A 24,208-nucleotide genomic window follows, 5' to 3' on the forward strand; every position below is an offset into this window, starting at 1 on the left:
ATATTCTGGTCGCAACATTGTAGATATTTGATATCTTGAAAGAATTTCAACTATCTGCAACACAATCAACATACTCGAAAGTTATTTTAACAAAAACCCCTCCAAACAACCAAAACAACAACTGTTGCAATTCAGTACCTTGATGTTTATTCGAACACAAACAAGTAGTATTGCACAAATACACAACACAATACTTATAGGGTCTATGTATTTTTTACAGTAAAAACTGGCAAGGCATGTGCTAATCCATTGGCAATCCCACGAGAAGCGACATAAAGGCAGTTTGAATTTTCCCAAAGTCATGCTACCTCCTTTTTAAGGGAGGAGCCGTCTTTGAAGAGAAGAACTATCAACCGCATTGCCTTTGTTTCCAGCGATACGCCAGAAGCACTTGCTGCACGCCAAGCTCTTGAAAAGATGTATGGATCTGCCTCGCAAGACGATGCGGACGTCATTGTCGCGCTTGGCGGCGACGGAGTTATGCTCTCTTATCTACATAAGTTTATGAACAAAGGCATGCCGATCTACGGCATGAATCGCGGTTCAGTCGGCTTTCTCATGAATGAGTACAAGACTGAAGGCCTGATCGAACGCCTTGAAAAAGCAGAGATAACACCTCTCCATCCACTCAACATTGAAGCTGTCGACAAAGACGGAAACGAGTTCACCGCTCGTGCAATCAATGAAGTCTCTTTCCTCCGCAAATCCCATCAGGCTGCGAAACTGCGCATCTCCGTTGATGGCCGCGTCCGCATGGAAGAGCTGGCCTGCGATGGTATCATTATCTCTACTCCCCAGGGCAGCACAGCTTATAACCTGTCAGCCCATGGCCCGATCCTGCCGATTGACTCTCCCCTGATGGCACTTACACCCATCAGTGCCTTCCGTCCAAGACGCTGGCGCGGAGCTCTGCTCTCGACACAGAACACCGTTAAGATTGAAGTACTTGAAGCAGACAAGCGCCCGGTCAACGCAGCCGCTGATCACCGTGAGTTCCGAAATGTTATCAGCACGACCATCTATCAGGACGCGACAGCTCAAAGCTGCATCATGTTCGATAATGAACACAGCTGGGACGAACGTATCCTCTCTGAGATGTTTAAGTACTAAGACACAACCAGTTGATGCTGTGATCACAACCAAATATGCTAGAAGAAACAACTTCGGGTTGGAATTGCTCGTAAAATAGTTAGATATTATTTCGAATTCGAAATATAATCACACCTACAGCAATGCAGGCTCAGGAATTACGCAGGACAATGGCTTCTTTAACTGGTTCAGATAAATCTTCTCAGGAACACATCCGCGTTCCAAACGACCTTTCCAAAAAAGTCCGGAAGATGTCGACCATTGAAGCTGCCAAGTTCGATCCGGTCAAAGCTGCTGAAGAAGCCATCGAGAAACTCTCTGACAAGTTTGAGAGCTGGATGGGATCGGAAGTCGATTGCCTGAAAGAGACCAATCAGGCAGCTCAGAATGCTGATTTTACAGAGGAAACCTACGACGCACTGTTCCGCTGCGCCCACGATATCAAAGGCCAGGCGGAGACTCTGGGCTTCCCACTGGTTGGCCGCGTTGCAAACAATCTGACACTCTTGCTGGTCGCCGCCAAGACACAAGAGAGCTTCCCGAAAGAGCTCATCGCTCAACACGTAAGCGCAATCAATGCAATGATTTCTGAAGATGCCCGCGACGAAACCAATCGGCTTGGTGTCGCGCTTGTGACAAGGCTGGAAGAAGCAAGCGCACCGCTCACGGAGCTCGTCGACAGCTAATCAAGCAATAATCTGAATACCTTAAGCAACGTCGCTCAGCATTTCAGCTACACGAGTACGTGCACTTTCGCGCGCAGCCTCATTTGAGAGGCGATGCAACAAGTCTTGCAGATCTCCCAGATCCTCAATACCCAGCTCATCTTCCAGCGCAATCAGATCACCCGCTACAATGCGTGACTTGGACCAATGGTCGATCTGCATGTTTTCGACCCGTTGCCAGCTGGCAATACACTCCTGGAAAAGTGCATGCGTGCGATCAGGTAAGCCAGCGGCTGATAAGACGCGTCGCAGCGAAGCACCAAATGGCGTCGCCAATGCGTCAAACACCTGATCCTCCTCATAATCAGACAAACGAGCCAACGAGCTTGTAAGCAAGTTAAAGCAACCGGTTACTGCTGAACGAAGCAAAAGAACGCTTGTCATCTGAGCGGAAACAACCAGATGTTCAACAAGCCCGTGCAGCTCTTTGTCAGAGGCACTCCAGGCCAGTGAAATCGTGGAACGATCCTGCGCATCAGCAACCAGCTGCTCGGGAGCACGCATATTCCTTGCACCAAGCACCTGCGGATGATCACCAAGACCTTCAGTGTAACGCCGCAGCATCATATGTCGGATTTGCAAGGGAACATCATCACGAGACATCAGAGCATCTTTCACGTCCCGGCTTTCGCCAAACCGTGCAACCACACGTTCCATACTGTTGGGTGTGATCTCTGCTTTCTCATTTGCAAGCAAAGCAACACAGGCCTCTTCACAAGCAACTTCGCAGATAGCAGCAGACAAGCCCACCGTAATTTCAGGTCGGCTGGCAACTGCAACACAACGCTGAGTGGAGCCTGTCGCAACAAGATCCACCAGCTCACCTTCTGGAATAGTCGTTGCACCAGAAAGCAAAGGCAGCGCAACTTCATCTTCGTCCACGAGCAAAGCAGAAATGATGTGAGAAGGAACAATCTTTGCAGCGCCAAAGGCTTCTGCAAGAGCGGTCCGAACCGCGACATCACGATCATCAAGCAGGAAGGTCAATGCTGCCTCTGCTTCGCTGTACTCAGAGCTTTCAAGTTCAGAGTACAAGAAAGCACGCACCAAAGCACCAGCCGCCTGTACGCGACTTCCACTTGGCGCATACTGCACCCAATTCAGAAAACTCTTGATAATCATGGCACTCAGAAACCTGTATCCACCAACTATGGGTAGAAATAATTAATCATAATTCTTAAGGCTTCGTTCACCGCACCCGCAGTTTCTCGTAAAACTTGTTTTTTGAAAGATTAGAGCAGCAAGAAACGCCTGTAAGTCACAGGTTCTAGACCTTCTTACTTAAGGACTTTCCACTTGTTTGGGACGGCGCAAGAAATTTGGTCAGGTCCAAAGGCGCACCAGATGGTCGCGCAACTGGTTTTGGTGCAACAAACTGTTGGCTGATTGATTCCTGAACCTCAACACCGGATCGCTTCGTCTCACTCACAGCTTTGGACGCAGTTAATGCTGCCGCTTCGTCAGTTCGAAACAGGGACTGAAAAGGAGCCTCATCTTTATCAACCGTCGTCGCACGCCATGCTGTCAGGATACGGCTTTCAACGCGGTGGCTGTCAATCGGCTTAGTGATAGGCCCCTTACGCACACCAACTGCCGGACGACCTGAACCAGCAATCGTATCATTAAAGCGCCCAACCAAACGGTCATGCACATCGCTGACAGTCCGTGCCTGCCCATCCTTGTTGTAAAATACAGCCTTATTGGACCGCGCTTGCAGCGGAAACAGGTCCGCAGCCGGGTGCTCAGGTCGGTCCTGAGCAGCATTCAAAAGCCGTAGACTACCGTTCACCCCAAGAAAATGCGCAAGATACAGCTCACCAGCGGACGGGTCCCGCCCCAGATTTGAAGAAAGTCCAGAGGCGTTGTCTTTTGCCAAAGCACCGGCAACAAGCGAAGAGATATCAGGGTCATAACGCAGATCCAGAAGCTGTTGCTTCAGGTGCTTGTTGTCGACGCGGTACTTACCATTTGCATCAACACGAATGTGCTGCGCATAGTCTTGCAAGCCCAATTCCTCGCCATTTTTCTTGAGCGTCTCAAGCCAGGTGGACCCGATGAATTGAAAAAGCCCCGAGGCAGAGGAGGTTTTAGCTTTGGCGTTCGGGTCAAAGGAAGATTCACGGGCAGCCGCTTGCAGCAGAAAGTCAAAAGACGTACCTGTTTTGGAACTGGCCTTTTGAAAAGCCGATTCAATACGCCCTGTAATGGAAGGATCGCCTGCAACCTTCACGAGAATCTGCCCCCTATAATACCATTAGTTAATATCTCTTAATATTAGTTAACAAATAGTTAAATTTTAATTTTGCCCTACTGAAATCACTGAGTTATTTGAGTTGAAACAGATTTTTCGCCTATCCTGTTCTCTACGAATTATGCATTACAATTCAATTTCTGATTGGATTCGGAGAAAAGCAATGAACTGCCTGCTGAGCGTGATGGCCTCAACATTCGATAAGACAGAAAAGCTGAAAGCTCTGAGGAATGTATCACTCGCCATTCTGCCAGAAAAGCCCGTCAGCAAGTTCGAGCCTTATGGCTCGCCAAACACTCTGGCAGAGCTGGGCAAACACCACGATCTTTATCTCACACTAAACGAACCATCAGAGAGCACGATCCTCTCAACGCTCAAGCCCTGTGCTCATGTGAAGCCAAGAGGCGTCGTTCCAACCTTCATCAAATCGCGCGCTGATATTGAACGTTTGCACGCGATACTTTCTGTCTTTGAAGCCGAACACGCATTGCAAGACAGCACAGTGAAGATCATTCCTGAACTCGGCAAATATCCTGCAGCCTTTCACAACCTCATGAACCTCTCCAACACCAGCCCGCGCCTCACCGCACTGGCATGGAATGAAGAGGCGTTGAAAGAAGCACTGGATGCAAAACAGTCCAGAGATCAAAACGGAGATTTGTTGCCGCCATTTCAATATGCACAAACACAATGCCTGTTTGCTGCAAAATCGGCTCACCTGATTGCTCTGGATACAGCACCACCGGCAGCACCTGAAGATCTGAAAAAATCAGTAGCACTCGGCTTTACCGGCATGAACGCAAACACGCCTGAAGACGCGCATCAGATACAACAGGTCTTTTCGAGATAAGAAAAGGGGCGCCTGAGCGCCCGCCATCATGCTTTTTCTGGAAGAACTGGCCGGTCCATCTGAAATACAGAATCAACCACCGAGTAATCCATGTAACCCAACCGGGCCAAAGGCTTCATTTTCGCCACATTGAGCAAGCCGTTATCAAGCACACTCTCGTCGATATGCACACCAACAACCTGACCCAGTATAAGCCAGCTGTTGGTCTCATTTCCGTCAATATCGATCAGACGCTGCACATTAACCAGCTTACATTCCAACGCAGTTTTTGCCTCTAAAACGCGTGGAGCCTTGATCAATTTGGATGGCTCTGCCGTTAATCCGGAAAGCTCGAACTCATCAACATCAGTACCAACCATTGCAGAGGACAGATTCATCGCATCTGCAAGATCCAATGTGGCCTGGTTGCAGACAAACTCGCCTGTTTCTTCAATGTTGCGAACAGAGTCTTTGTAACCGCTGGAACCAATCACAACCATCGGCGGTGTATCACACACTGCATTGAAAAAACTGTAAGGAGCCAAGTTGCGCACACCGTCTTTAGAGACGGTAGAAACCCAACCAATCGGACGAGGTGCAACAACAGCCTTGAATGGATTGTGGGGCAATCCATGCGGCTTATTCGCTTCATAAAACATATACTTGCCTCAACTCCTACGCATCAACACCGGAAAGAGAACTTTCAAAATATTCAGTCAATCGGGCAACATCAGGCCGAGGACGCTCACTCGGAACAATGCTAGCGCTTCCGATATGAATGAAGCCTGCAAACCGCTCCCCATCACGAGCACCAAGATAGGCAACTGCCTCATCATCAAAAGCATACCACTCAGAGAGCCACTGGCCTACAAAACCCATTGAAAAGCAGGCATTAAGGAGCGAAACACAAACCGCCCCAACAGCAAGCTCCTGTTCCCAGACCGGAACTTTATGTTCCCGGTTTGGAGAAGACAGAACGCCAATAACCAACGGCGCACGCTTGAAACGCTCCAGCTCCATTGCCTTGGTGTTCTCGCCAAGGGAGCCCTGACGCTTTTCTGCAATTTCAGCAAGCTTTAGACCGATAGGGTCAGCCTGTGAATTGTCATAGATAATAAACCGCCAAGGAGAAATTTTTCCGTGATCTGGAACACGGCAAGCCATTTCAAGAAGCTCAGAAATTTGTGCTTGATTGGGACCAGGATGCACGAGCGTTGCAGCGAGATGGGAGCGACGAGTTTTGAGAAAACTCTTCAGTTCTGGAAGGTCTTTAGTTTCCACGGTCTCGATTCTTTTCAGGATTTCAACGATTAAAGCTACGCAATAGTCCTATACAGAATATCAACTGTGTCAATTAAAGGATGGTCTTGCCCCATTCTTGCCACATTGACTACCAATCCCCAACCCACTTAGTAAAAATTTATAAAACACTTCCAAATCACAGTTTGTCACTGTAATCTGATTTCACTCGATCGGGTGTCGGTTTTGTATTTACTGTCGCACACGGGTAACACTTTCTGAAGTAGTAGCGAGAGCACACGTGAAGTTAGAGCGGATATCGACGTTCAGCAAAGCGCTACAACGCGCAGCAACCGCCACAGCATTTTGTGCTGGAATGGCCTTGCTTGGAAACGCCGCTCAGGCTGCCGGTCCTATTCCTGTTTCCAAACCTGCTTTGCCATTCTCTAAAGAAGTGCTGGACTTGGGCGCAAAGCCAGACAAGACCATCGCACCTCCTATCAGCTATGATCCGCTCAGCGGTTATCAGGGACAATCCCTTGCACCAACAATGGGTACGAGCTTCTTGCCGTACGCTCCCCCATCTGTAGGCGCAGAGCAGGCACCTGTCGGCGCACAGCCTGTCCTTTATCTGGTAGCAAAGCTGGCTGAGGGAACACCGAACCTCACACGTGGCCTAAAATGGCGCGTCTACTCTTCAAAAGAAAATGATGATGGGTCTTTGACCATGGTCGCGTCCTCTCAAGATCAGGACGCAGAATTTCGTCTAGATCCGGGCACGTACCTCGTTCACACCTCTTTTGGCAAAGTCACTGCAACCACGCGCTATGAACTTAAAAGCGGTGTGAAGACAGGAACAATCATCCTGAACGCAGGTGGTATTCGTCTGGACGCTGCTCTGGGCAACGATCAGCAGATGCCACGCAAAGATGTGCGCTTTAACATCTACGATATGACTTACGACACCACAGGTAACCGCGGTCTCATTGCATCTGGCATCAAGCCGGGCGAGCTGGTTCCAGTGAGCGCAGGCACCTACCATGTTGAAAGCCGCTACGGCGATGTCAACGCTGTCGTACGCGCAGATATTCACGTTCAGGCAGGCAAGCTGACCGAAGCAACCCTTTACCATCAGGCAGGCAACATCACGCTGAAGCTGGTAAGCGCTAAAAACAAGACATCTTTGGCCAACACGTCTTGGACGATCCTCTCTCCAGGCGGCGACACAGTTGCAAGCGGCAATGGTGCGTTCCTTGATCTCACCCTAGCAGCCGGAACCTATACGGTTATGGCGCGCAACAACGGTGAGATGTATCGCGAAGAGTTCACGGTCAATCCAAGCGTAAACAACGTGGAAGTGGAAGTGCTTGCAGAAAACCCTCTATAAGGCTAGCACGACATCAAGAATGACCAAGGCGCCTCACTCGGCGCCTTTTTTATTGGCTCACGCCGGCTCTAAGGAGGAGGCCCTACGGGAGAAAAAAGGTTTCCCCCTTTGGCGCCTCAACGCCATCCCGCAAGTTCATAACAGTTGCCTGAAGCTCATCCATCATTTCTCTCTGGCTTTCGCATCCCTCTAAAACCTCGTAGGAAATAGGAGAGCCAATCCGCGCAAGAATGGTTTGTCCCAAAATGCTCTTGAACTCGCCTATCAGAAGCGACAGTCGTAAACTCAGGGAAAAGCGACTGACCATATGGAACAACGCCGAGTTCTGCCCCTCAAAATAAACTGGCAACACCGTTGCTCGCGCACTTCGAATGAGCTTGGCACTGAACGTCTTCCAAGGCAGCTCTTCAGCTCTGCCAAATGGCTTAGAAGCTGTCGCGACACCACCACCGGGAAAGATCACGATCGTCACCCCTTCCCGCAGCAATCTCAGCGCTTCCTGCCGGGTTTTCAGATTGGTGCGCAAAGCCTCTTCGGTTTCTTCAAAGTCTACTGGCAAAGCGAAAGGCCTGATTTCAGGCACCTTCAACAGCTCATTATTGATCAGCACGCGGTAAGGACGATTGAGCTGTTCAGCAAGCGAAAGAATCGCGATTCCATCTGCAATGCCATAGGGATGGTTCGCAATCAGCACCAGCGGCTTCCCATCCAGATCAGCGGGCGGCCAGTCGTTTCCGGTACATTCCACACGTAGGTCAATCTGATCCAGCAGATCACGCCAGAGCGCCCGATCAGAGACTGAAAAACCAGCACGCCACTCCTCATAAAGGCCCAACAGCGCTCGCTTGCCAGAGAGCCCTTCAATGCTGCGAATAAGCCATCGCTTCAATAAGGGATGAGTACTATTGGCATAGCTTAAATCCGCGTGGTTCACGACATCCTCACTTCACATAACTCATTTCATCTGAGCCGGTTTTGTAAGCTTTCGCAAACTTACGTGAAGTTTAGGCGACAGTGAGGCCAAAAAGAAAAAGGCTGGCAACAGAAACCTGCGGCCAGCCTTCAAAATTTCACTCAGTCTATAAAGATCAGGAAGCCTGCTCTTTCAGATCTGGTGCTGTTGCTTCATCAGTAAGGCTTGCCACCGCTTCATCCAATGTCATTGATGTTTGGTTGCGCGAACCAAGACGACGGATACTCACTGTCTTCTCTTCTGCTTCACGCTTACCAACCGCAATAATCACAGGGATCTTGGCATGAGAATGCTCGCGAACCTTGTAGTTGATCTTCTCGTTACGAAGATCCAGCTCACCGCGCAAACCAGCTTTTTTCAGCGCTGCATGCACTTCTTTCGCATAATCATCTGCATCAGAGGTGATTGCTGCCACAACGAAGTGCTGAGGTGTCAGCCACAACGGGAAATGACCAGCAAAGTTCTCGATGAGGATGCCGAGGAAGCGTTCCAGAGAACCACAGATCGCGCGGTGGATCATCACCGGTTGCTTCTTCTCACCATCGCTGTCAACATAGAACGCACCAAAGCGCTCTGGCAAGGTAAAGTCTACCTGAGTGGTACCGCACTGCCATTCACGACCAATCGCATCGCGCAGAGTGTACTCAAACTTAGGACCGTAGAACGCACCTTCGCCTTCAAGAATACCTGTCTTGATCTTGCCGCCAGAGTTCGCTTCGATCTCCTTCAGCACTTCTCCCATCACTGCTTCAGCGTGATCCCAGACTTCATCAGAACCAACACGCTTTTCAGGACGGGTTGAGAGCTTCACAACAATCTCTTCAAACCCGAAGTCCTTGTAGACGGACATAATCAGGTCGTTGATCTTGTGGCATTCCGCAGCCATCTGCTCTTCAGTACAGAACACATGCGCATCATCCTGCGTAAACGCGCGAACGCGCATCAGGCCATGCAACGCACCGGATGGCTCATAGCGGGAAACAGCACCGAACTCAGCCATACGCAGAGGCAGATCACGATAGGACTTCAGGCCGTGCTTGAAGATCTGGACGTGACCAGGACAGTTCATCGGCTTGATCGCAAAGACGCGGTGGTCTTCGGTCTCAGTCGCAAACATGTTCTCGCGGTACCATTCCCAGTGACCGGAAGTTTCCCAAAGCGACTTATCCAGAATCTGTGGTGCGTTCACTTCCTGATAATCATCAGCAAGACGGCGACGCATGTAGTTGGTCAGGTTCTGGAACAGCTGCCAGCCCTTGTGATGCCAGAAGACAACACCCGGACCTTCCTCCTGGAAGTGGTAGAGATCCATTTCGCGGCCAAGCTTACGGTGGTCACGCTTCTCAGCTTCCTCAAGCATATGGAGGTAAGCTTTCAGATCTTTCTCATTAGACCATGCAGTACCATAGATGCGGGTCAGCATTTCATTGTTGGAATCGCCGCGCCAGTAAGCACCAGCAACGGTCATCAACTTGAATGCCTGACCGACCTGGCCAGTGGATGCCATATGTGGACCACGGCAGAGATCCAGCCAATCACCCTGCTTATAGATCTTAACGGTTTGATCTTCAGGAATCGCATCAACAAGCTCAACCTTGTAATCTTCGCCCTTGGAAGCAAAGTATTCCTTCGCTTCGTCGCGGCTCCAGATTTCCTTGGTGAACTTCGCGTTGCGCTGAATGATCTGCTGCATCTTCTTTTCGATTTTTGGCAGATCTTCAGGCGTGAACGGCGTTTCACGCTTAAAGTCGTAATAAAAACCGTTCTCGATAACAGGGCCGATTGTAACCTGTGTATCAGGCCACAGCTCCTGCACAGCTTCTGCCATCACGTGCGCCGCATCGTGGCGGATCAATTCCAGCGCACGAGGGTCATCGCGAGTAACAAATTCAATCGCAGCACTTGCTGGAATAGGATCAGAAAGATCGCGCAGCTCACCGTCAATCACGACGGCAACAGCTTTCTTCAAGAGAGATTTAGAAATGCTCCCCGCAACGTCAGCTCCGGTGGAACCAGCGTCATATTCGCGAACGGAATTGTCAGGGAAAGTCAATTGCAGCATATCAAGTCTCCAGCTCACTCCTGCAAACAAGGCAGGTAAGCGGTTTGGTGTTAATCATGGATTGCCTGAATAAACAATTCTTGAAGACGCGTCCAGATGATTTTAAGCACGCCCAACTCTGTTTTCCTCGGGAGAGATCACCTAATCGACAGGTTACACACCTTGAATTACCACTGGTTAGCAAGGGTTTAGCTAGCCTTCCCCCTCCCCACTCCGCATACTGTTTGCAACAACAGGATTCGCAAACTCCATTACAAGGAATGCATGACGCACACTCTACCAGCAACCAGGAGCTGAGCATGACGACGCCAAAGCCAAAGCTCTACTTTGATTTGACCACCTTGAGGCAGAACCGCTCTACCTCATTACAGGCGAATGGCGTCACCAGAACACTCTATGAAACAGCCAGACGCTTTTATAAGGATGACCTTGAAGTCACCTTCATCTGCCATGACGCCCGAACAAACGAATATGTGAGTGTGCAAGCCGATCCTCTATTTAAGGATGATGACCTTAACCCTGCATATCTGCCCGACTTGCTGGGCGCTCCTGTAAAAACATTCCATCTTGAAAAATACAGGAACCGCAAGATCAAAGGACTATTTCACAGGTTGCGGCATACATTACGCTCACACGCGGATGAAACCATCGGAGCTTATGATGGAGAAGCGCTTGGAGATCCACTCTCCGACATTGACGCTCCCTTTCTTTCATTGGGAAATCTGGAAGAAGCCCGGCGTCTAACTGAGTATGTGAAGAGCCGCGCGCCATATGTACCAGTTTACGTCATGATCCATGACATCTCTCCTTTGCGTCTCAACGACCCTGAAGAAGACCTCGGCGCAAAACTTTGGCTGGAACATTTAAGGCGAACTGTCACCACAAGACCGCACGTTTTGGCAAACTCTGAGTATACGAGAAGCGATCTGCTGAAATTCCTAGCAGAGCAGAAACTCCCATCCCCTCAGAGCACAAGCGTTATACATTTGGCTCATGAATTTCAGGAAACAGATCCGATCTACCCCCTCAGACAACGCCCGGAGAATGGGTTCTTTTTGCTGTTAGGTGACATTAGATACCGAAAAAATGCGAAGCTGGTTTTTGACGCTTACTTGCACATTCTAGAGCACAACGAAGATACCCCGCTGCCACAGCTCATATGCGCAGGCGCAATTCCAAATGGCGCCTTCGCAAGCCTCAACAAAGATCAGCAATATACGGCTATTGGCAAGTACGTGACGATTGTCCAATCGCCCTCGCAAGCCGAGCTCACCGCCCTTTACAAAGAAGCAATTGCGCTGGTGTATCCGAGCTTGTTTGAAGGATATGGCCTGCCCGTCGGCGAAGCTCTTTGGATGGGGACACCTGTGCTTGCCTCAAATGCGACCTCTATTCCAGAAGTTGGCGGTGATCATTGCCGATATTTCGACCCGCACAACGCTGAGGAACTGGCTGCCCTGATCCAATCAACATTAAAAACCAAGGACGCCTTACGCGCAGAACTACCCTTAAGGGCTGAGCTCCGGCAATGGCAGAATGTTAAAGAGGATATCTGGCAGGCTATTCAAAGCCACAGCACATCACCGGACAAGCGATCATCCGGCTCAGAGAGCATCTCACAAAAACTGGAAGAGACTTAATTCGGCTTAGCTTGATCGCGTTCGAAGATCTTTACCAGCTGGAAATACTCACAAACCAACTTCATATCTTGAGCAAAGACACCGTTCCGCTCAAAATATTCACGATGCGCGTCCTGCCAGAATTCAAGGCTAAGATCGCCTTCACCTTCCAGCACAGCCCAAATTTCATCAATCTCGTCGAACTGGCGCACATCAACCGTAACCATCTCAATGACGCAAGCGGCTTGCCCCTTACCATCAAGAATAACGAACTGATCACCCGGCTGAGGAAGCGGATCCCCTTCTTTCTCATAGGAAAGCAGATCGCCACAGGTAGCCGTCTTTGTTCCATTCAGAACAAGCTCAAGCAAGCTGTCAGCAAGGTCAGGGCTGTCGCCAAAAGCATAACTTGGGAGGTCTTCAAAACCTTCAATAGACATGCATCTCTACCGTAACAAACTGATTTTATGAAAGAAAAATGGTGGAGGAGGTTGGATTCGAACCAACGTAGGCATAGCCAGCGGATTTACAGTCCGCCCCCTTTAGCCACTCGGGCACTCCTCCGTCGCATTGGCCAAGTTGGCCGCGCCGTGTGAGGACGGGTTATCTTCATTTGAGCCCCTCTTGTCAACGCTCCTTTGAAATTTGGGTTGGGAAAACATAGGAAAAAACGTTTTTGGCCCTCAATCTGTGAACAACACGCCTCTAGGCAGCCCTCACCTAGGCAAAACCACGTATTTCGCGCACAAAAATTTCATGAATTTCAACACCGGTAGATAGCTTTTCATTAAGCCAAGAACCCGGAACCACTGCAAGTTGCTGGACGCAACTCTACATTAAGCCATTATCTTCAAACGAAATTATGAGTTTCTGTATTGGAGTGCACACCACACTGATCATCCAAAGGTATTCAAATGAGCAGGCACTGGCTTTTCACATATCTCGTCGTCATGGGGTTTACGCTCACGTCTGGAGCGCGTCCTGCTCACGCTCAGATATCTATTGAACCCTCTCTTGGAACCTCTGGAACTGTCGAACCAGCACCAGATAATCCAGAAGAAGACCCATCCATGATGAGTGGCATGCCGGAATACCAAATGAGCAATCCGCACGACATGCCGGCACCATCCGAACCGACGACTGATCCAACCGCTACTGACAATGAGAATAGCGAGAATGACAAAGGAAGTTTTTGGTCGCAGTTCTTTCAGTAGCCTTTGAACTCAATCAAACAGCGGCAAGAATGAAAACAGGATAGCCCAATGAAACCCTTAGCAATCCTGAGCGCAAGCGCAGTCTTGTTCATTCATTCATCTGGTCTGCTAGCAGTTGCACAGGTTACGGGAGATGGCCTGCCCGTCCCAACCAGCAAAAGCCTCCAAAGCGACATCTATACACTCGCAGAAACTGGAAGTGGCACCTCCTCTGCAAAAGCCGCCGAGCAATGGTTAGGGAAATCATTGAATTTCGCCTGGACTATTACAAAAGAAGGCGCAGAGGCGATCGAGGAGAAATTCACGACCTTCATTTGCAACAGTGAGGCACTCGCCTGGAACACCACCTCCAAACTTGGCAAGAGCAAAGGATCTGCAACCTACACTGTGCAGCAGATCACACCGGAAATTACTCAAATCTCATGGAAGGATAATCCGCAGGAATCCAATCTCGGATGGGTTTGGACATTAGATGCTGCCAGCGGAAAAGCATACGGTGTTGTTATCAACTCACAGCCCTATGAAAACCTCTCCATTGAAGGAGAGTTCGCGGTTTTACCAGTCCTCACTGAAGAAGAGAAAAACGAGTTCACCTGTCCTTAGCAACAGGACCGGTTTCTAGTCCGGCAGATCAAAGCGCGTCTTGGGGTCAATATGGTGTCCAGTCCAGTGCCCATAGCGCCAGGGCAGATACCATCTGGAATGCTCGGGCAAACTTGCAGGCACAGGATCATACCCGCTCGCTCCATATGGATTACAACGGATGATCCGTGATAACCCAATCCAACCGCCACGCCAAAAGCCGAAACGCACCATCGCCTCAGCTGTATAATGTGAGCAGGAAGGCTGATAACGGCACGCACGCCCGAGTATCAACGACAAACTGTGTTGGTAAATCCAAATAAGCCCGATCCCAACCCGCGCCATCAGGCTGGCAGGCCTCACTTTGGGGAGCGGTTCGGGCTTACACATTTCAGTTGGCCTTAAGCAACAGTAGCTTCAACATCATCAAGCGCTTTCACCAAAGCTTCAAACGCAAGCATGGTGGACGCATGACGCGCTTTATAATCGCGCACCGGCTCAAGGAAGGACAGATCAGCGAAACGACCATTCGGCGGTGGTCCATTTTCCTTCAACATCGCATGGAGCTGCGCATAAGCCTCCCGAATTTCAGAGGATGAGGCCCCAATAACATGTTGGCCTAAAATAGAGGCTGAGGCTTGCCCAAGCGCGCACGCTTTCACGTCCTGCGCAAATGAGGTTATTAGACCATCGGCTACACAAACCTCAACGCTCACCGTCGAACCACAAAGCCGCGAGTGTGCTTTTGCCTGAGCTTGCGGGGCATCGAGATGTCCCAGTAAAGGGATATTCCCTGCAAACTCAAGGATCTTAGTATTGTAAATGTCGTCCAACATGCAAAACTCTGGCTACTATTCTGACACTCGCTTTATAACTTAAAGCGACCTTGGATCACTCAGTAGTAAGGGAAGACCCTTTCCTAACCAAGACATCTATCTTATATAGGTGGTGCTGCCGAGACCTTGCTAGAGGTCAAAAGCGGAATATCGCAATCTAGCACACATTACCTAGAAGAAACCATAGGTGCCAATTTATTGGCTGTCTAAACGGGTTGTCGTAGTTTATACCCTGCGCCATACTCGCATCTCCTTAGGTAAGCTATAGATTTGCGTATGACAATGGGAAGAGCCTGACTGAAAACAGGCCGACAAAAATAGTTGTTGCGCAGGAACCTATGGCGGGTTCAGTGTTTTTTTAAGAGAAGTATGTCTTAAATTACACTCATCGACTGCGTATTGTTGGAGACATAATATGGACGCTGTTTTGAGACCGGTTACAGAGACCGATCCCACGGCTACAGAAGACAACAAGCTCCCCAACCGCCCTAGCCGGGCTGAAGCTGAGGCTGCTGCACGCGTACTTCTTCAATGGATCGGTGATGACACCGAACGTGAAGGACTGCTGGATACACCAAAACGCGTGGTAAAAGCCTACGAAGATCTCTTCTCTGGATACAAAGAAGATCCTCGCGAGCACTTGGAACGAACCTTCGAAGAAGTCGGCGGCTACAATGATATTGTACTGCTGAAGGATATCTCTTTCACTTCTTTCTGTGAGCATCATGTGCTGCCGTTTACCGGAAAAGCACATATCGCTTATTATCCAGATCATGCTGTGGTCGGCCTGTCCAAGATCGCACGTGTTGTAGAAATTTACGCACGTCGCCTTCAGACACAGGAACATCTGACCGTTCAGATCGCAACGGCATTGGAAGAGTATCTGGCTCCACGTGGCGTCGCCGTCATGATTGAGGCAGAACACCAGTGCATGTCCATGCGTGGCATTCAAAAGCAGGGTGTATCAACACTCACCAACCGGTTCTCTGGTGTTTTTGAAGACAACGCATCTGAACAGGTACGCTTTATGACAATGGTCCGTTCGTAAGCTCGGACCATTCATCACAAAATTCGAGCATTTCATGTCGACGAATATTAAAGCCGACGGCTTCGCGCCGCGTGCTGACAAAAAAGCAATTGAGCTGGGTGATGAACTCTGCCCAAAATTTGACGATAACGGTCTGATCGCAGCTGCAGTTACGGATTTCGAGACCGGTGAGCTACTCATGGTGGGCTATATGAACACCGAGAGCCTGCGTCGTACAATTGAAACCGGCGAAGCTTGGTACTGGAGCCGCTCCAGACAGGAATACTGGAAAAAGGGCGGCACTTCCGGCCAGGTGCAGGAAGTCATTGAAATCCGGACCGATTGCGATCAGGACGCCATATGGCTGCGCGTCAAAGTGCACGGCAACGGCGCAACCTGTCACGTCGGTTACCGCTCCTGCTTCTTCCGAAAAGTGGACAGCAACGACACAGGCGACGTTTGGCTGGAGAAGACGGAAGTCGCTCCGGTATATGACCCCCAAGAAGTTTACGGGAAAAAACAGTAGGTTTCGCTGTGCCCCGATTCAGTCTTTTTATAGGTTTAAATAGCATAGTTACCCCAAGGTAATTTTGATTATTCAACCGTTGAAAGACAGTCGGGGAGATAGCAGTGCTGCAAAATCTACCTCTGTGGCCAAACAGCAAACAGCCTGTAGAAGAAGAGCCTGAGACACCACCCACCACACCTGAGCCAGAGATCACACCAGGTATCGGATTGGCTCTGGGCGGTGGTGCGGCTCGTGGTTGGGCGCATATTGGCGTACTTAAAGCCCTTTCAGAAGCAGGCATTCAGCCAGACTTTATAGCAGGCACGTCTATTGGCGCTGTTGTCGGTGGTTGTTATCTCTGCGGCAAGCTTGACCAACTCGAAGAGTGGGTTGTGTCGCTTTCTCGCCGTCGGGTCTTCAGCATGGTCGACCTCTCCTTCGGCGGTTCCGGCCTCATCTCAGGCAAAAAAGTCCTTTCATTGTTCGAAGACCACTTCGGCGGGATCATGATCGAGGATCTTGATCGACCGTTTGCAGCCGTTGCAACAGAGCTTGGGACAGGACACGAAATCTGGTTGAAGAAGGGTCCACTCACGCAGGCGATGCGGTGTTCCACCTCCCTCCCCGGCGTGTTCGAGCCGGTCGCATATGGTGGTCGCTGGCTGGTGGACGGTGCGTTGGTCAATCCAATCCCGGTTTCCGTCTGCCGTGCGATGGGCGCACGAGCTGTGATCGCAGTCAACCTCAACTCCGACACATTCGGCCGAGGCTCTACAGTTGTCCATGAACTGCCCCCAATCCCGAAAGACATGATCCCGGAGATCGATAGCAAGCTGCAAAAAGATCCGGGCGGCGCAATCAAGCGCGTCTTACGACGTCAGATATTCGGTGGGAAGCCAAAAGGGTTGCCGGGCATCTCCGGCGTAATGATGGACAGCTACAATATCATTCAGGACAGGATCGGACGCTCGCGACTTGCAGGAGACCCACCAGACAACATTCTGACACTGCGCCTCTCACATCTGGGTCTGTTCGACTTCCATCGTGGTGAAGAAGCAATTCGCGTTGGATATGAAACCACATGCCGTGCGCTTCCAGAACTCCATCAACTGGCAGAGATGCAGCCTTGATGAAGTGCATTGACCAACAGTGTATTGATAATAAATAGACTGGATGGAACTGCTGTGCCTTAGAAGCACAGCAGTTTAGGCACAAATCATACGGCCTGAATGTAACTCCGCAGATCCTCTGCTTCACGCTCAACTTGAGCAATGCGGAACTTCACGATATCACCGATCGAGACTAACCCGATGAGCTTTCCGTCTTCCACAACTGGCATATGACGGAACCGCCCATCAGTCATACGCGCCATAACACCGTTCACGGAATCGGTTTCGTTACAGACGGCAACTTCTTTAGTCATGTAGTCACTGACGGGTTGTGCAAGTGCATCAGTTCCTTCCATGGAAATTGCCTTAACCACATCACGCTCCGACACGATCCCAACAATCACACCCGGCTGATCACACAACACAATAGCACCTATGCGGCGGCCTCCAAGGCTTGCGCATATCTCGCTTAAACTACGTGTGCTCGGTTCCGTAAAAACGTCCCGCCCTTTGCCGTTCAATATGGCAGCAACTGTCATGGCGACCTCCTCGTTTGTTTATGTCATCCTTCTTTCTCAGAGAAAAAAGAGGAAGAGAACAAATCTAACCCTACGGCATCATGACACAAAAAAACAATGCTTGCCTAGCCACCAACTTAGGTGCTGTTAACATATGTAGTTAGCTAACTATTAAACGCTCCACTTCAACGCGGTTTAATCGGATCCAATAATGGGAATAGGATCAAGCCAGCGATAAATCCACCTACGTGAGCTTGCCAGGCAATACTAACACCCTCACCCGCAATTGGCGCGGACCACATGCCAAATAAGAAGTTCAAGCCAAACCATACCAGAATAAAGGTAAGTACACGGCGATCGCTCAACGCCTCCATCAAAGGTCGGGCAGGAATAGAATAGGCTGCATTATCATAGCGCCGAAACGAGCTCATCGGACCACCAGCTTCAAAGATAAAGCGTAAGGAAGCTGCCATCTGCCCTGAGACTGCCGCCGATGCACCAATCACCGGGATACTCTGCCCCCAGTTTGTAGCAAGGTGAGCCCCCGCACCAGCAACAGCGCATACAGCCGACAGCAGCAGAAACCGGGTCGCTCCAAAACGTCGTGCAACAGCACTCCCGAACACTGCCATCCAAAGCACATTGAAACCTACATGCTGCACGCTACCATGCAAAAATCCGTAGGTCAGAAAACTCCAGATCGCCGACACGGTTTCTCCTGGCCAGGAATATTCAGCCATAAAACCACTAAGATATCGGACGGGCCAGAACGCAAACAAAAGCAGCGTCTGCAAATCTGCATTGGGCGTCAACACATAGGCACGAACCAGATGTATCCCAATAAAGATCAGAGACAGTCCAACAACCACGGTTGGCAGATTGAACATCGGCTCCCGTGCTGGTCTCTGAAGGTTGGGGCCGTGAGGTGCCATATGGTCTTCATTGGATTGGTTCATTTTATTACAGATCCAAAATTATTGTCCCATTTTGAACTAAGACAACTTGGCATGCTTCGCAAGGCTTGCCGCAAAATGTAAGGATCAAATGAAAACAATAAACCGCCAGCACTCCCCCAAGCGCTGACGGTTTATCGGAGCTTCTCCCCGTTAGGCGTTTGATTTCCCGACTTTTTATCAGCACACGAAATGCTGAAAACCTAGGTTTACCGCCAACAATAGCTCAATTCTTAGGGCCTCAAGGGTTCAGGTGAGGCAACTGCAACCAAGATTATACAAGCCCCCCAACAGCACAACTTAAACTCTTTGTTAAGGTTAATATTTTATTAAATTTTTATGATATTTCCAACTTGGCACGCTCCATGCTTATTCCCCACCATAGACCAGCGGATAGTTAAAGTTGTCCATAAAAAGGACACTGACCCCAATGGGAAAACCCAATAAGCGGACTGGGGAAGGCGGGAATATGAAACACGGTGCATCACGGATACTCTTCGAATACTGGGACGAAATTCGGGCTGAACGACCAGCTCCCGAACGTGGCGATATTCAACCTTCCGCAATCAAAAGTGTTTTGGGCGATACGTTTATTCTGGAACTGGCACAGCAGAACAATTTCAGGTTCCGTCTCGCAGGGACACGATTGTGTTCCCTGTTCTGTCGTGAACTGAAAGGCCGCAGTTTCCTTGATGGTTGGGATGAGAAAGACCAGCAAGCCGTCACAGCCATGCTCTCTGCCATAACACAGGATGGCGCTGCAGCCGTGATCAGCTTCACCGGCACAACTGAAATGGGCCAGTCAGTAGATCTGGAACTCCTGCTCCTGCCAATCCGTGTTCAGGGGGAAGGTTGTACGCGTATTCTTGGCTGCATGGCACCGCTCAAGCGTCCATTCTGGCTCGGTGTTCAGGCGATCTCCAAGCAAAAAGTCAACAGCCTGAGGTTGATCTGGCCAGATGAAGACGCACCTCTCTTCAGTGACGAAAATGACTGCGTCCCACATTTTGGGACCCCAACACATCGCGCTGTTAGCTCAATGGAACCAAGAGTTAGCCGTGGAAGTCACTTGCAACGATCAGCAGCACCAAAGGCAGTTGAAATTCCAAACAGCCGACAGGTAGGACACCTTAGAGTTGTTGATGGGGGCAAAATATAAACCTGTACTCCGCACCACAGTTACCATTCTGTTAACCTTGTTTTCCTAGGGTGTGACCCAAGTTTCTACTAGTCAATAATCGCGTAGTCGGGATTCCTAGGAAAATGGCAGGGCGCACAGCGACCAACAGAATTGCTGCACTAGCGGCAAAAGCACCTGACAGACGCCGTTTTTCTCGCGTTGAAATCAACGTGCTGGGCCGTTTCATGCTGGAAAACCGACGTGAGTACCCTTGCCAGGTCGTCAACATGTCACCTGGTGGCGCCGCCTTTATCTCTCCGGTAATGGGCGAAGTTGGCGAGCGCGTTGTCGCTTATCTCGATCACATTGGTCGCGTTGAAGGAAAGATCGTCCGCGAGATCGATGGCGGCTTTGCAATGACGCTCAATGCCAGTGCACGCAAGCGCGATAAGCTGGCTTCTGTCCTGACTTGGCTGGCCAACAAAGACGAGCTTAATCTGCCAGAAGATCGCAGATTTGATCGCTTCACTCCAAAGAACCCGATTACGAAGATCATTTTGCCAGACGGCAGAGAATACGCCTGCCGCATTGTGGATGTCTCCCTCTCTGGCGCAGCACTCAAGACAGATGTACGTCCAGCACTTGGAACACCAATCACGCTTGGTAAGATGCGTGCGCGGATCGTTCGCCACTTTGAAGAAGGCGTCGCAGTCGAATTCGCCACCGTCCAGAATAAGGAACTGCTGGAGCACCATATCTCCAACGCTGAAAAGCGCTAAGCCAGCCAGACCGATTCCTGTCTTATCAACGGTTAAGCCTCAGCTTTTCGATAAATTTATAAAAAAATATTTGCAGTGAGAATTACATGCAACTGACACAGCTTCACATGCCAACTCTCTAATTAACTGTAACTAAACCATAAAACTCTCGTTAGGTCTCATCAGAAACTCCAGTTTCCTGCGGAGTCTTAGTATAATTACAATTTGAATTAATATTGACTCTTATTTTATGAAATATTGATTTAACTGATATTCAATCTTGATTTAAATACTGCTCAATTTTGATTAAATACTGACTTTAAAGATTATAACCAAATAAAAATGCGCGAAGGAAAGTAGAGCCTGCCATGATTGGAGGGCGCTACTTGTGTTTGAGTATAAGCTGTTCGCGAAAAGTGTTTTGGGGGTCGCATTGGGTGGGCTAATCAGCCTGTCTCAGGCTCACGCTGAGCAAGTTCCAGGACGCTTTATGCCAATTATCGGACAAGCCACTGCCCCCGTTGGTCATATCGAATTCTGTCAAAACTACCCGCAACAGTGCCGCTATGGTACCAACACGCCGCTGGTTGTCCGCTTGACCAAAGAGCGCTGGCAGGAATTGCTGGATGTAAACGCCTCAATCAATACACAAGTTCGCCCGCTAACAGACGAGCAACTGTTCGGAGTGCCTGAATACTGGACATACCCGCAAGGTGCGGGTGATTGCGAAGAGTACGTTCTGGAAAAACAGCGGCAACTCATTGCCTTGGGCTGGCCGCCAAGCTCCCTGCTCATAACGGTCGTGAAAGACCTGAGTAACGGCGGGCACGCTGTCTTAAGCGTGCGCACTGATCAGGGAGATCTCATTCTCGACAATCAGATCTCTTCAATCTTGCCTTGGTATTCAACCCCATACCGCTACGTGAAACGCCAGTCCGCTCGCCATGCTTCTGCTTGGTCCGCTATTTCGGATAAACGCGTCACCACCGTTGCAAGTATTCCAGAATAAAGCTGCCAAGATCTTGGCAAACAACAAAGCCGCGGGAAATGCCGCGGCTTGTTTTGTTTTCAAAAGTCGTGATGGCTTCAGAGTTCAACCAGCTGCTCTTTAAAGCGCTGTGCATTCATCACGTAGCCATCTGCTGAGCGGATAAGCATGGCCTGAGCTTCATCATCCAACTCACGAACCACCTTCCCCGGCATTCCCACAACCAGAGAACCATCTGGAATAACCTTGCCTTCAGGAACCAGTGCATTTGCGCCGATGATACAGCCCTTACCAATCTTAGCGCCGTTCAAGATTGTCACGCCCATGCCAATAAGCGAGCCCTCCCCCACAGTGCACCCATGCAAAATCGCCTTGTGACCAACCGTACAGTTTGCGCCAACAACCAGCGGATACCCCAAATCTGTATGAAGAACCGATCCGTCCTGAATGTTGGAACGCGCACCAATATGGATAAGCTCATTGTCACCGCGCAAAACAGCGCCAAACCAAATATTCGCTTCTTCATCCAACTGCACATGCCCAATCAGACTTGCACATGGCGCGACCCAGTAGTTTCCATTTTCAGGAACATTAGGGCTTCTGTCTCCAAGCTTATAAAAAGGCACAAGGTTCTCCTAGATTGCACAAATCAAATCCCGCGCAATCTAGCATATGGCTTGCTCAAAGTGCCAAGAGAAAACTCAAAACAAACGTACCGGAAAGAATGCTCCACATAGCGGTGAGCCCTCCTGCGGCGGCCAGCATCTTTGGGCTAAATGACTCTCGGTAATAACCTTGGATAGCATTGCGCATAAATATAAAAGGACCAGCAACAAGCCATAACCCAACGACAATAAGCCAGGACAGAGGCCCTTTCATCTCAGCAAAAAATCGCGGCGGCTCCCCAGTCACCAAGTGATAGAAGCTACCCAGAATTCCCGCAGTCACAAAACCAGAAGCCGCTATAAACGCGGCCAACAGCAAATCGCCTAGCATGCACTTCCCCCATTCTCAGCTGGCTCAATCCAGCTCAAACGCGTTACTGTGCAGTTGAAAGCAATTCCTATGCCGCGTGCTATCCTCGAGTTAACCTCCTGTTAATATTTACATATGAAATCCGCATAGGAAATAAAGGCAGGTGAACAAACTCCATCCCGTTTCAATTCAGGACGCCCACAGCCCTTAGGAGTCTCATTTTGATGCAAAAAGGGCCCCAAAACGGAGCCCTTCAAATCAATCAGATTTTGCGTGAAGCCTTAGAGGCCTTCCACGTCAATATCAAGGATAGCCATCTGGAAGTTCCAGCTCAGTTCGCCATCTTCCTCGTCGCGGAAGATAACGCCAAGAAACTCATCCTTGATATAAACTTCTGCGGAATCATCTTTACGAGGACGCGCACGCACTTCAAGTTCTGGCGACTTGAAAGTATTGCGCATGTAGGTTTGCACCTTACGAATTTCATCAGGCTTCACAGCCGTCTCCTTACCAATTTCACTTCAAACTTGGGGCACAAACTATACAAGTTTATCGTCCTGCCAACCCTAGGAAACTAGCTTATCCTTGTTTGTTTTGCGAGGAAAGTCCTTGACCTTGACCGATCATTTGATCCATGGCACGAGCCGGCTGGTCGCAACCAGCTTCACCCACAACCTTGGCAGGAACACCCGCCACAGTCGTGCACGGATCAACGTCTTTAAGAACCACAGATCCTGCTGCAACACGTGAGCAATGGCCAATTTCCAGATTGCCTAGAACTTTGGCACCTGCACCAATCAGCACGCCCTGACGGATCTTCGGATGACGGTCGCCAGAGACCTTGCCCGTACCACCAAGTGTCACACCTTGCAGAATAGAGACATCGTCTTCAATCACAGCAGTTCCGCCAACCACGATGCCGGTACCGTGGTCAAAGAAAACACCACGCCCGATAGGCACCTGAGGATGAATATCCATCTGGAACACTTCAGAGCAACGGCTTTGCAGGTAAAGCGCGAAATCCTCTCGCCCCTGCTTCCACAACCAGTTGGCTAACCGGTGTGTCTGCAGCGCATGGAACCCTTTGAAATAAAGCAGAGGCTCCAGGAATCGGTCACAGGCAGGATCACGATCAAAAACAGCACCCAGATCAACACGGAAGGCCTGAACAATATCAGGTGCCTGATCCAGAACATCCAGATAAGTCTGGCGAATAAGAGAAGAAGAGACAACCACATGGCCTAGCCGGTCAGCCACACGATGAACAATCGCTTCCTCTAGAGAAGAGTGGTTCAGCACCGTCTCGTAAACAAAAGACGCAAGTGCTGGCTCAGAGCTGGCCATCGCCTGGGCTTCGGCTTTCACGCGATCCCAAACAGGATCATGCGATGCGAACTCCTTGGGGCTACTTGAAGAAAATTGCACCATGAAAGAGCGTTCCTTTAT

General features: G+C 49.8%; 28 protein-coding genes and 1 tRNA gene. 13 read left to right on the top strand and 16 right to left on the bottom strand.

Annotated elements, in window-relative coordinates; translation table 11 throughout:
- Window positions 1-333: 333 nt before the first annotated feature.
- Window positions 334-1,110 carry an NAD kinase gene (locus PsAD13_RS20560; protein WP_063289517.1) on the top strand — a complete coding sequence of 259 codons (777 nt, stop codon included), beginning with the start codon at window positions 334-336 and terminating at the stop codon, window positions 1,108-1,110.
- A 149-nt stretch (window positions 1,111-1,259) separates the two neighbouring features.
- A complete protein-coding gene (locus tag PsAD13_RS20565; RefSeq protein WP_057462504.1) occupies window positions 1,260-1,775 on the top strand; it encodes an Hpt domain-containing protein in 516 nt (171 codons plus the stop codon).
- 21 nt (window positions 1,776-1,796) lie between these two features.
- Here PsAD13_RS20565 and PsAD13_RS20570 read toward each other — a convergent pair whose 3' ends face one another.
- Together PsAD13_RS20570 and PsAD13_RS20575 are read right to left on the bottom strand one after the other, a co-directional pair.
- Window positions 1,797-2,936 carry a DUF2336 domain-containing protein gene (locus tag PsAD13_RS20570; RefSeq protein WP_063304074.1) on the bottom strand — a complete coding sequence of 380 codons (1,140 nt, stop codon included), beginning with the start codon at window positions 2,934-2,936 and terminating at the stop codon, window positions 1,797-1,799.
- A 145-nt stretch (window positions 2,937-3,081) separates the two neighbouring features.
- Window positions 3,082-4,044, bottom strand: coding sequence for a transglycosylase SLT domain-containing protein (locus PsAD13_RS20575; protein WP_063319326.1), 963 nt, complete (start codon window positions 4,042-4,044; stop codon window positions 3,082-3,084).
- 184 nt (window positions 4,045-4,228) lie between these two features.
- Between PsAD13_RS20575 and PsAD13_RS20580 the strand changes: the two genes are divergently transcribed.
- Window positions 4,229-4,915 carry a hypothetical protein gene (locus PsAD13_RS20580; protein ID WP_063319327.1) on the top strand — a complete coding sequence of 229 codons (687 nt, stop codon included), beginning with the start codon at window positions 4,229-4,231 and terminating at the stop codon, window positions 4,913-4,915.
- A gap of 26 nt (window positions 4,916-4,941) precedes the next feature.
- Here PsAD13_RS20580 and PsAD13_RS20585 read toward each other — a convergent pair whose 3' ends face one another.
- Together PsAD13_RS20585 and PsAD13_RS20590 are read right to left on the bottom strand one after the other, a co-directional pair.
- Window positions 4,942-5,553, bottom strand: coding sequence for a flavin reductase family protein (locus tag PsAD13_RS20585; protein ID WP_063319328.1), 612 nt, complete (start codon window positions 5,551-5,553; stop codon window positions 4,942-4,944).
- Window positions 5,554-5,569: 16 nt separating this feature from the next.
- Window positions 5,570-6,175 carry a nitroreductase gene (locus tag PsAD13_RS20590; RefSeq protein ID WP_063319329.1) on the bottom strand — a complete coding sequence of 202 codons (606 nt, stop codon included), beginning with the start codon at window positions 6,173-6,175 and terminating at the stop codon, window positions 5,570-5,572.
- A gap of 259 nt (window positions 6,176-6,434) precedes the next feature.
- Between PsAD13_RS20590 and PsAD13_RS20595 the strand changes: the two genes are divergently transcribed.
- Window positions 6,435-7,520 carry a hypothetical protein gene (locus tag PsAD13_RS20595; protein ID WP_063319330.1) on the top strand — a complete coding sequence of 362 codons (1,086 nt, stop codon included), beginning with the start codon at window positions 6,435-6,437 and terminating at the stop codon, window positions 7,518-7,520.
- Window positions 7,521-7,602: 82 nt separating this feature from the next.
- On the opposite strand, the gene PsAD13_RS20600 is transcribed toward PsAD13_RS20595, so the two are convergent.
- Window positions 7,603-8,454, bottom strand: coding sequence for a 1-acyl-sn-glycerol-3-phosphate acyltransferase (locus tag PsAD13_RS20600; protein ID WP_063319331.1), 852 nt, complete (start codon window positions 8,452-8,454; stop codon window positions 7,603-7,605).
- A 154-nt stretch (window positions 8,455-8,608) separates the two neighbouring features.
- On the bottom strand, window positions 8,609-10,555 hold the full coding sequence (thrS, locus tag PsAD13_RS20605) for a threonine--tRNA ligase (protein ID WP_063319332.1): 1,947 nt from the start codon (window positions 10,553-10,555) through the stop codon (window positions 8,609-8,611).
- A 299-nt stretch (window positions 10,556-10,854) separates the two neighbouring features.
- Here thrS and PsAD13_RS20610 point away from each other — a divergent pair, with 299 nt between their 5' ends.
- Window positions 10,855-12,195 (top strand): glycosyltransferase family 1 protein, encoded by a 1,341-nt coding sequence (locus PsAD13_RS20610; protein WP_208986839.1) that lies wholly within the window; start codon window positions 10,855-10,857, stop codon window positions 12,193-12,195.
- Here PsAD13_RS20610 and PsAD13_RS20615 read toward each other — a convergent pair.
- Window positions 12,192-12,614: an ASCH domain-containing protein gene (locus PsAD13_RS20615; protein WP_063319334.1), complete on the bottom strand. Its 423-nt coding sequence runs from the start codon at window positions 12,612-12,614 to the stop codon at window positions 12,192-12,194. The two genes, PsAD13_RS20610 and PsAD13_RS20615, sit on opposite strands and share 4 nt — an antisense overlap.
- Before the next feature lie 39 nt (window positions 12,615-12,653).
- Window positions 12,654-12,738, bottom strand: a tRNA-Tyr gene (locus PsAD13_RS20620).
- A 350-nt stretch (window positions 12,739-13,088) separates the two neighbouring features.
- On the opposite strand from PsAD13_RS20620, the gene PsAD13_RS20625 reads away from it, so the two are divergent.
- Together PsAD13_RS20625 and PsAD13_RS20630 are read left to right on the top strand one after the other, a co-directional pair.
- Window positions 13,089-13,388, top strand: coding sequence for a hypothetical protein (locus tag PsAD13_RS20625; RefSeq protein ID WP_063307910.1), 300 nt, complete (start codon window positions 13,089-13,091; stop codon window positions 13,386-13,388).
- A 48-nt stretch (window positions 13,389-13,436) separates the two neighbouring features.
- Window positions 13,437-13,991 carry a hypothetical protein gene (locus tag PsAD13_RS20630; RefSeq protein ID WP_063319335.1) on the top strand — a complete coding sequence of 185 codons (555 nt, stop codon included), beginning with the start codon at window positions 13,437-13,439 and terminating at the stop codon, window positions 13,989-13,991.
- A 15-nt stretch (window positions 13,992-14,006) separates the two neighbouring features.
- Here PsAD13_RS20630 and yidD read toward each other — a convergent pair whose 3' ends face one another.
- Together yidD and PsAD13_RS20635 are read right to left on the bottom strand one after the other, a co-directional pair.
- Window positions 14,007-14,360 carry a membrane protein insertion efficiency factor YidD gene (gene yidD / locus PsAD13_RS27435; protein ID WP_082827031.1) on the bottom strand — a complete coding sequence of 118 codons (354 nt, stop codon included), beginning with the start codon at window positions 14,358-14,360 and terminating at the stop codon, window positions 14,007-14,009.
- A gap of 11 nt (window positions 14,361-14,371) precedes the next feature.
- Complete coding sequence (locus PsAD13_RS20635; RefSeq protein WP_063319336.1) at window positions 14,372-14,806, bottom strand: iron-sulfur cluster assembly scaffold protein; 435 nt, start codon at window positions 14,804-14,806, stop codon at window positions 14,372-14,374.
- A 415-nt stretch (window positions 14,807-15,221) separates the two neighbouring features.
- Here PsAD13_RS20635 and folE point away from each other — a divergent pair, with 415 nt between their 5' ends.
- The 3 genes from folE (at window position 15,222) to PsAD13_RS20650 (ending at window position 17,471) form a co-directional block, all read left to right on the top strand.
- Window positions 15,222-15,854 (top strand): GTP cyclohydrolase I FolE, encoded by a 633-nt coding sequence (folE, locus tag PsAD13_RS20640; protein ID WP_057462520.1) that lies wholly within the window; start codon window positions 15,222-15,224, stop codon window positions 15,852-15,854.
- A gap of 34 nt (window positions 15,855-15,888) precedes the next feature.
- Window positions 15,889-16,359: a phosphoribosyl-AMP cyclohydrolase gene (gene hisI, locus PsAD13_RS20645; protein ID WP_063300839.1), complete on the top strand. Its 471-nt coding sequence runs from the start codon at window positions 15,889-15,891 to the stop codon at window positions 16,357-16,359.
- Between the two features lie 98 nt (window positions 16,360-16,457).
- Window positions 16,458-17,471, top strand: a complete 1,014-nt coding sequence (locus PsAD13_RS20650) for a patatin-like phospholipase family protein (protein WP_057462522.1) — start codon at window positions 16,458-16,460, stop codon at window positions 17,469-17,471.
- An 86-nt stretch (window positions 17,472-17,557) separates the two neighbouring features.
- Here PsAD13_RS20650 and PsAD13_RS20655 read toward each other — a convergent pair whose 3' ends face one another.
- A complete protein-coding gene (locus PsAD13_RS20655; RefSeq protein ID WP_057462523.1) occupies window positions 17,558-17,989 on the bottom strand; it encodes a CBS domain-containing protein in 432 nt (143 codons plus the stop codon).
- Between the two features lie 164 nt (window positions 17,990-18,153).
- The gene (locus tag PsAD13_RS20660; protein WP_063289532.1) at window positions 18,154-18,924 is read right to left on the bottom strand and encodes a rhomboid family intramembrane serine protease; all 771 of its coding nucleotides are present in this window, start codon (window positions 18,922-18,924) and stop codon (window positions 18,154-18,156) included.
- A 466-nt stretch (window positions 18,925-19,390) separates the two neighbouring features.
- On the opposite strand from PsAD13_RS20660, the gene PsAD13_RS20665 reads away from it, so the two are divergent.
- The 3 genes from PsAD13_RS20665 (at window position 19,391) to PsAD13_RS20675 (ending at window position 21,808) form a co-directional block, all read left to right on the top strand.
- Window positions 19,391-20,080, top strand: coding sequence for a PAS domain-containing protein (locus PsAD13_RS20665; RefSeq protein ID WP_063319337.1), 690 nt, complete (start codon window positions 19,391-19,393; stop codon window positions 20,078-20,080).
- Window positions 20,081-20,184: 104 nt separating this feature from the next.
- Window positions 20,185-20,820 carry a PilZ domain-containing protein gene (locus tag PsAD13_RS20670; RefSeq protein ID WP_057462526.1) on the top strand — a complete coding sequence of 212 codons (636 nt, stop codon included), beginning with the start codon at window positions 20,185-20,187 and terminating at the stop codon, window positions 20,818-20,820.
- A 367-nt stretch (window positions 20,821-21,187) separates the two neighbouring features.
- The gene (locus PsAD13_RS20675; protein ID WP_063300844.1) at window positions 21,188-21,808 is read left to right on the top strand and encodes a transglutaminase-like cysteine peptidase; all 621 of its coding nucleotides are present in this window, start codon (window positions 21,188-21,190) and stop codon (window positions 21,806-21,808) included.
- 77 nt (window positions 21,809-21,885) lie between these two features.
- Here the strand turns inward: PsAD13_RS20675 and PsAD13_RS20680 are convergent, their stop codons facing one another.
- From PsAD13_RS20680 to cysE, 4 genes are all read right to left on the bottom strand, one after another.
- Entirely contained in the window at window positions 21,886-22,413 is a 528-nt protein-coding gene (locus PsAD13_RS20680) for a gamma carbonic anhydrase family protein (RefSeq protein WP_063319338.1), read from the bottom strand.
- 55 nt (window positions 22,414-22,468) lie between these two features.
- Entirely contained in the window at window positions 22,469-22,783 is a 315-nt protein-coding gene (locus tag PsAD13_RS20685) for a hypothetical protein (protein ID WP_063289534.1), read from the bottom strand.
- Window positions 22,784-23,043: 260 nt separating this feature from the next.
- On the bottom strand, window positions 23,044-23,259 hold the full coding sequence (locus tag PsAD13_RS20690; protein ID WP_063289535.1) for a DUF3126 family protein: 216 nt from the start codon (window positions 23,257-23,259) through the stop codon (window positions 23,044-23,046).
- 82 nt (window positions 23,260-23,341) lie between these two features.
- Complete coding sequence (cysE, locus tag PsAD13_RS20695) at window positions 23,342-24,190, bottom strand: serine O-acetyltransferase (protein ID WP_063289536.1); 849 nt, start codon at window positions 24,188-24,190, stop codon at window positions 23,342-23,344.
- Window positions 24,191-24,208: the final 18 nt, after the last annotated feature.

The sequence above is a fragment of the Pseudovibrio sp. Ad13 genome (assembly GCF_001623225.1).
GTDB lineage: Bacteria > Pseudomonadota > Alphaproteobacteria > Rhizobiales > Stappiaceae > Pseudovibrio.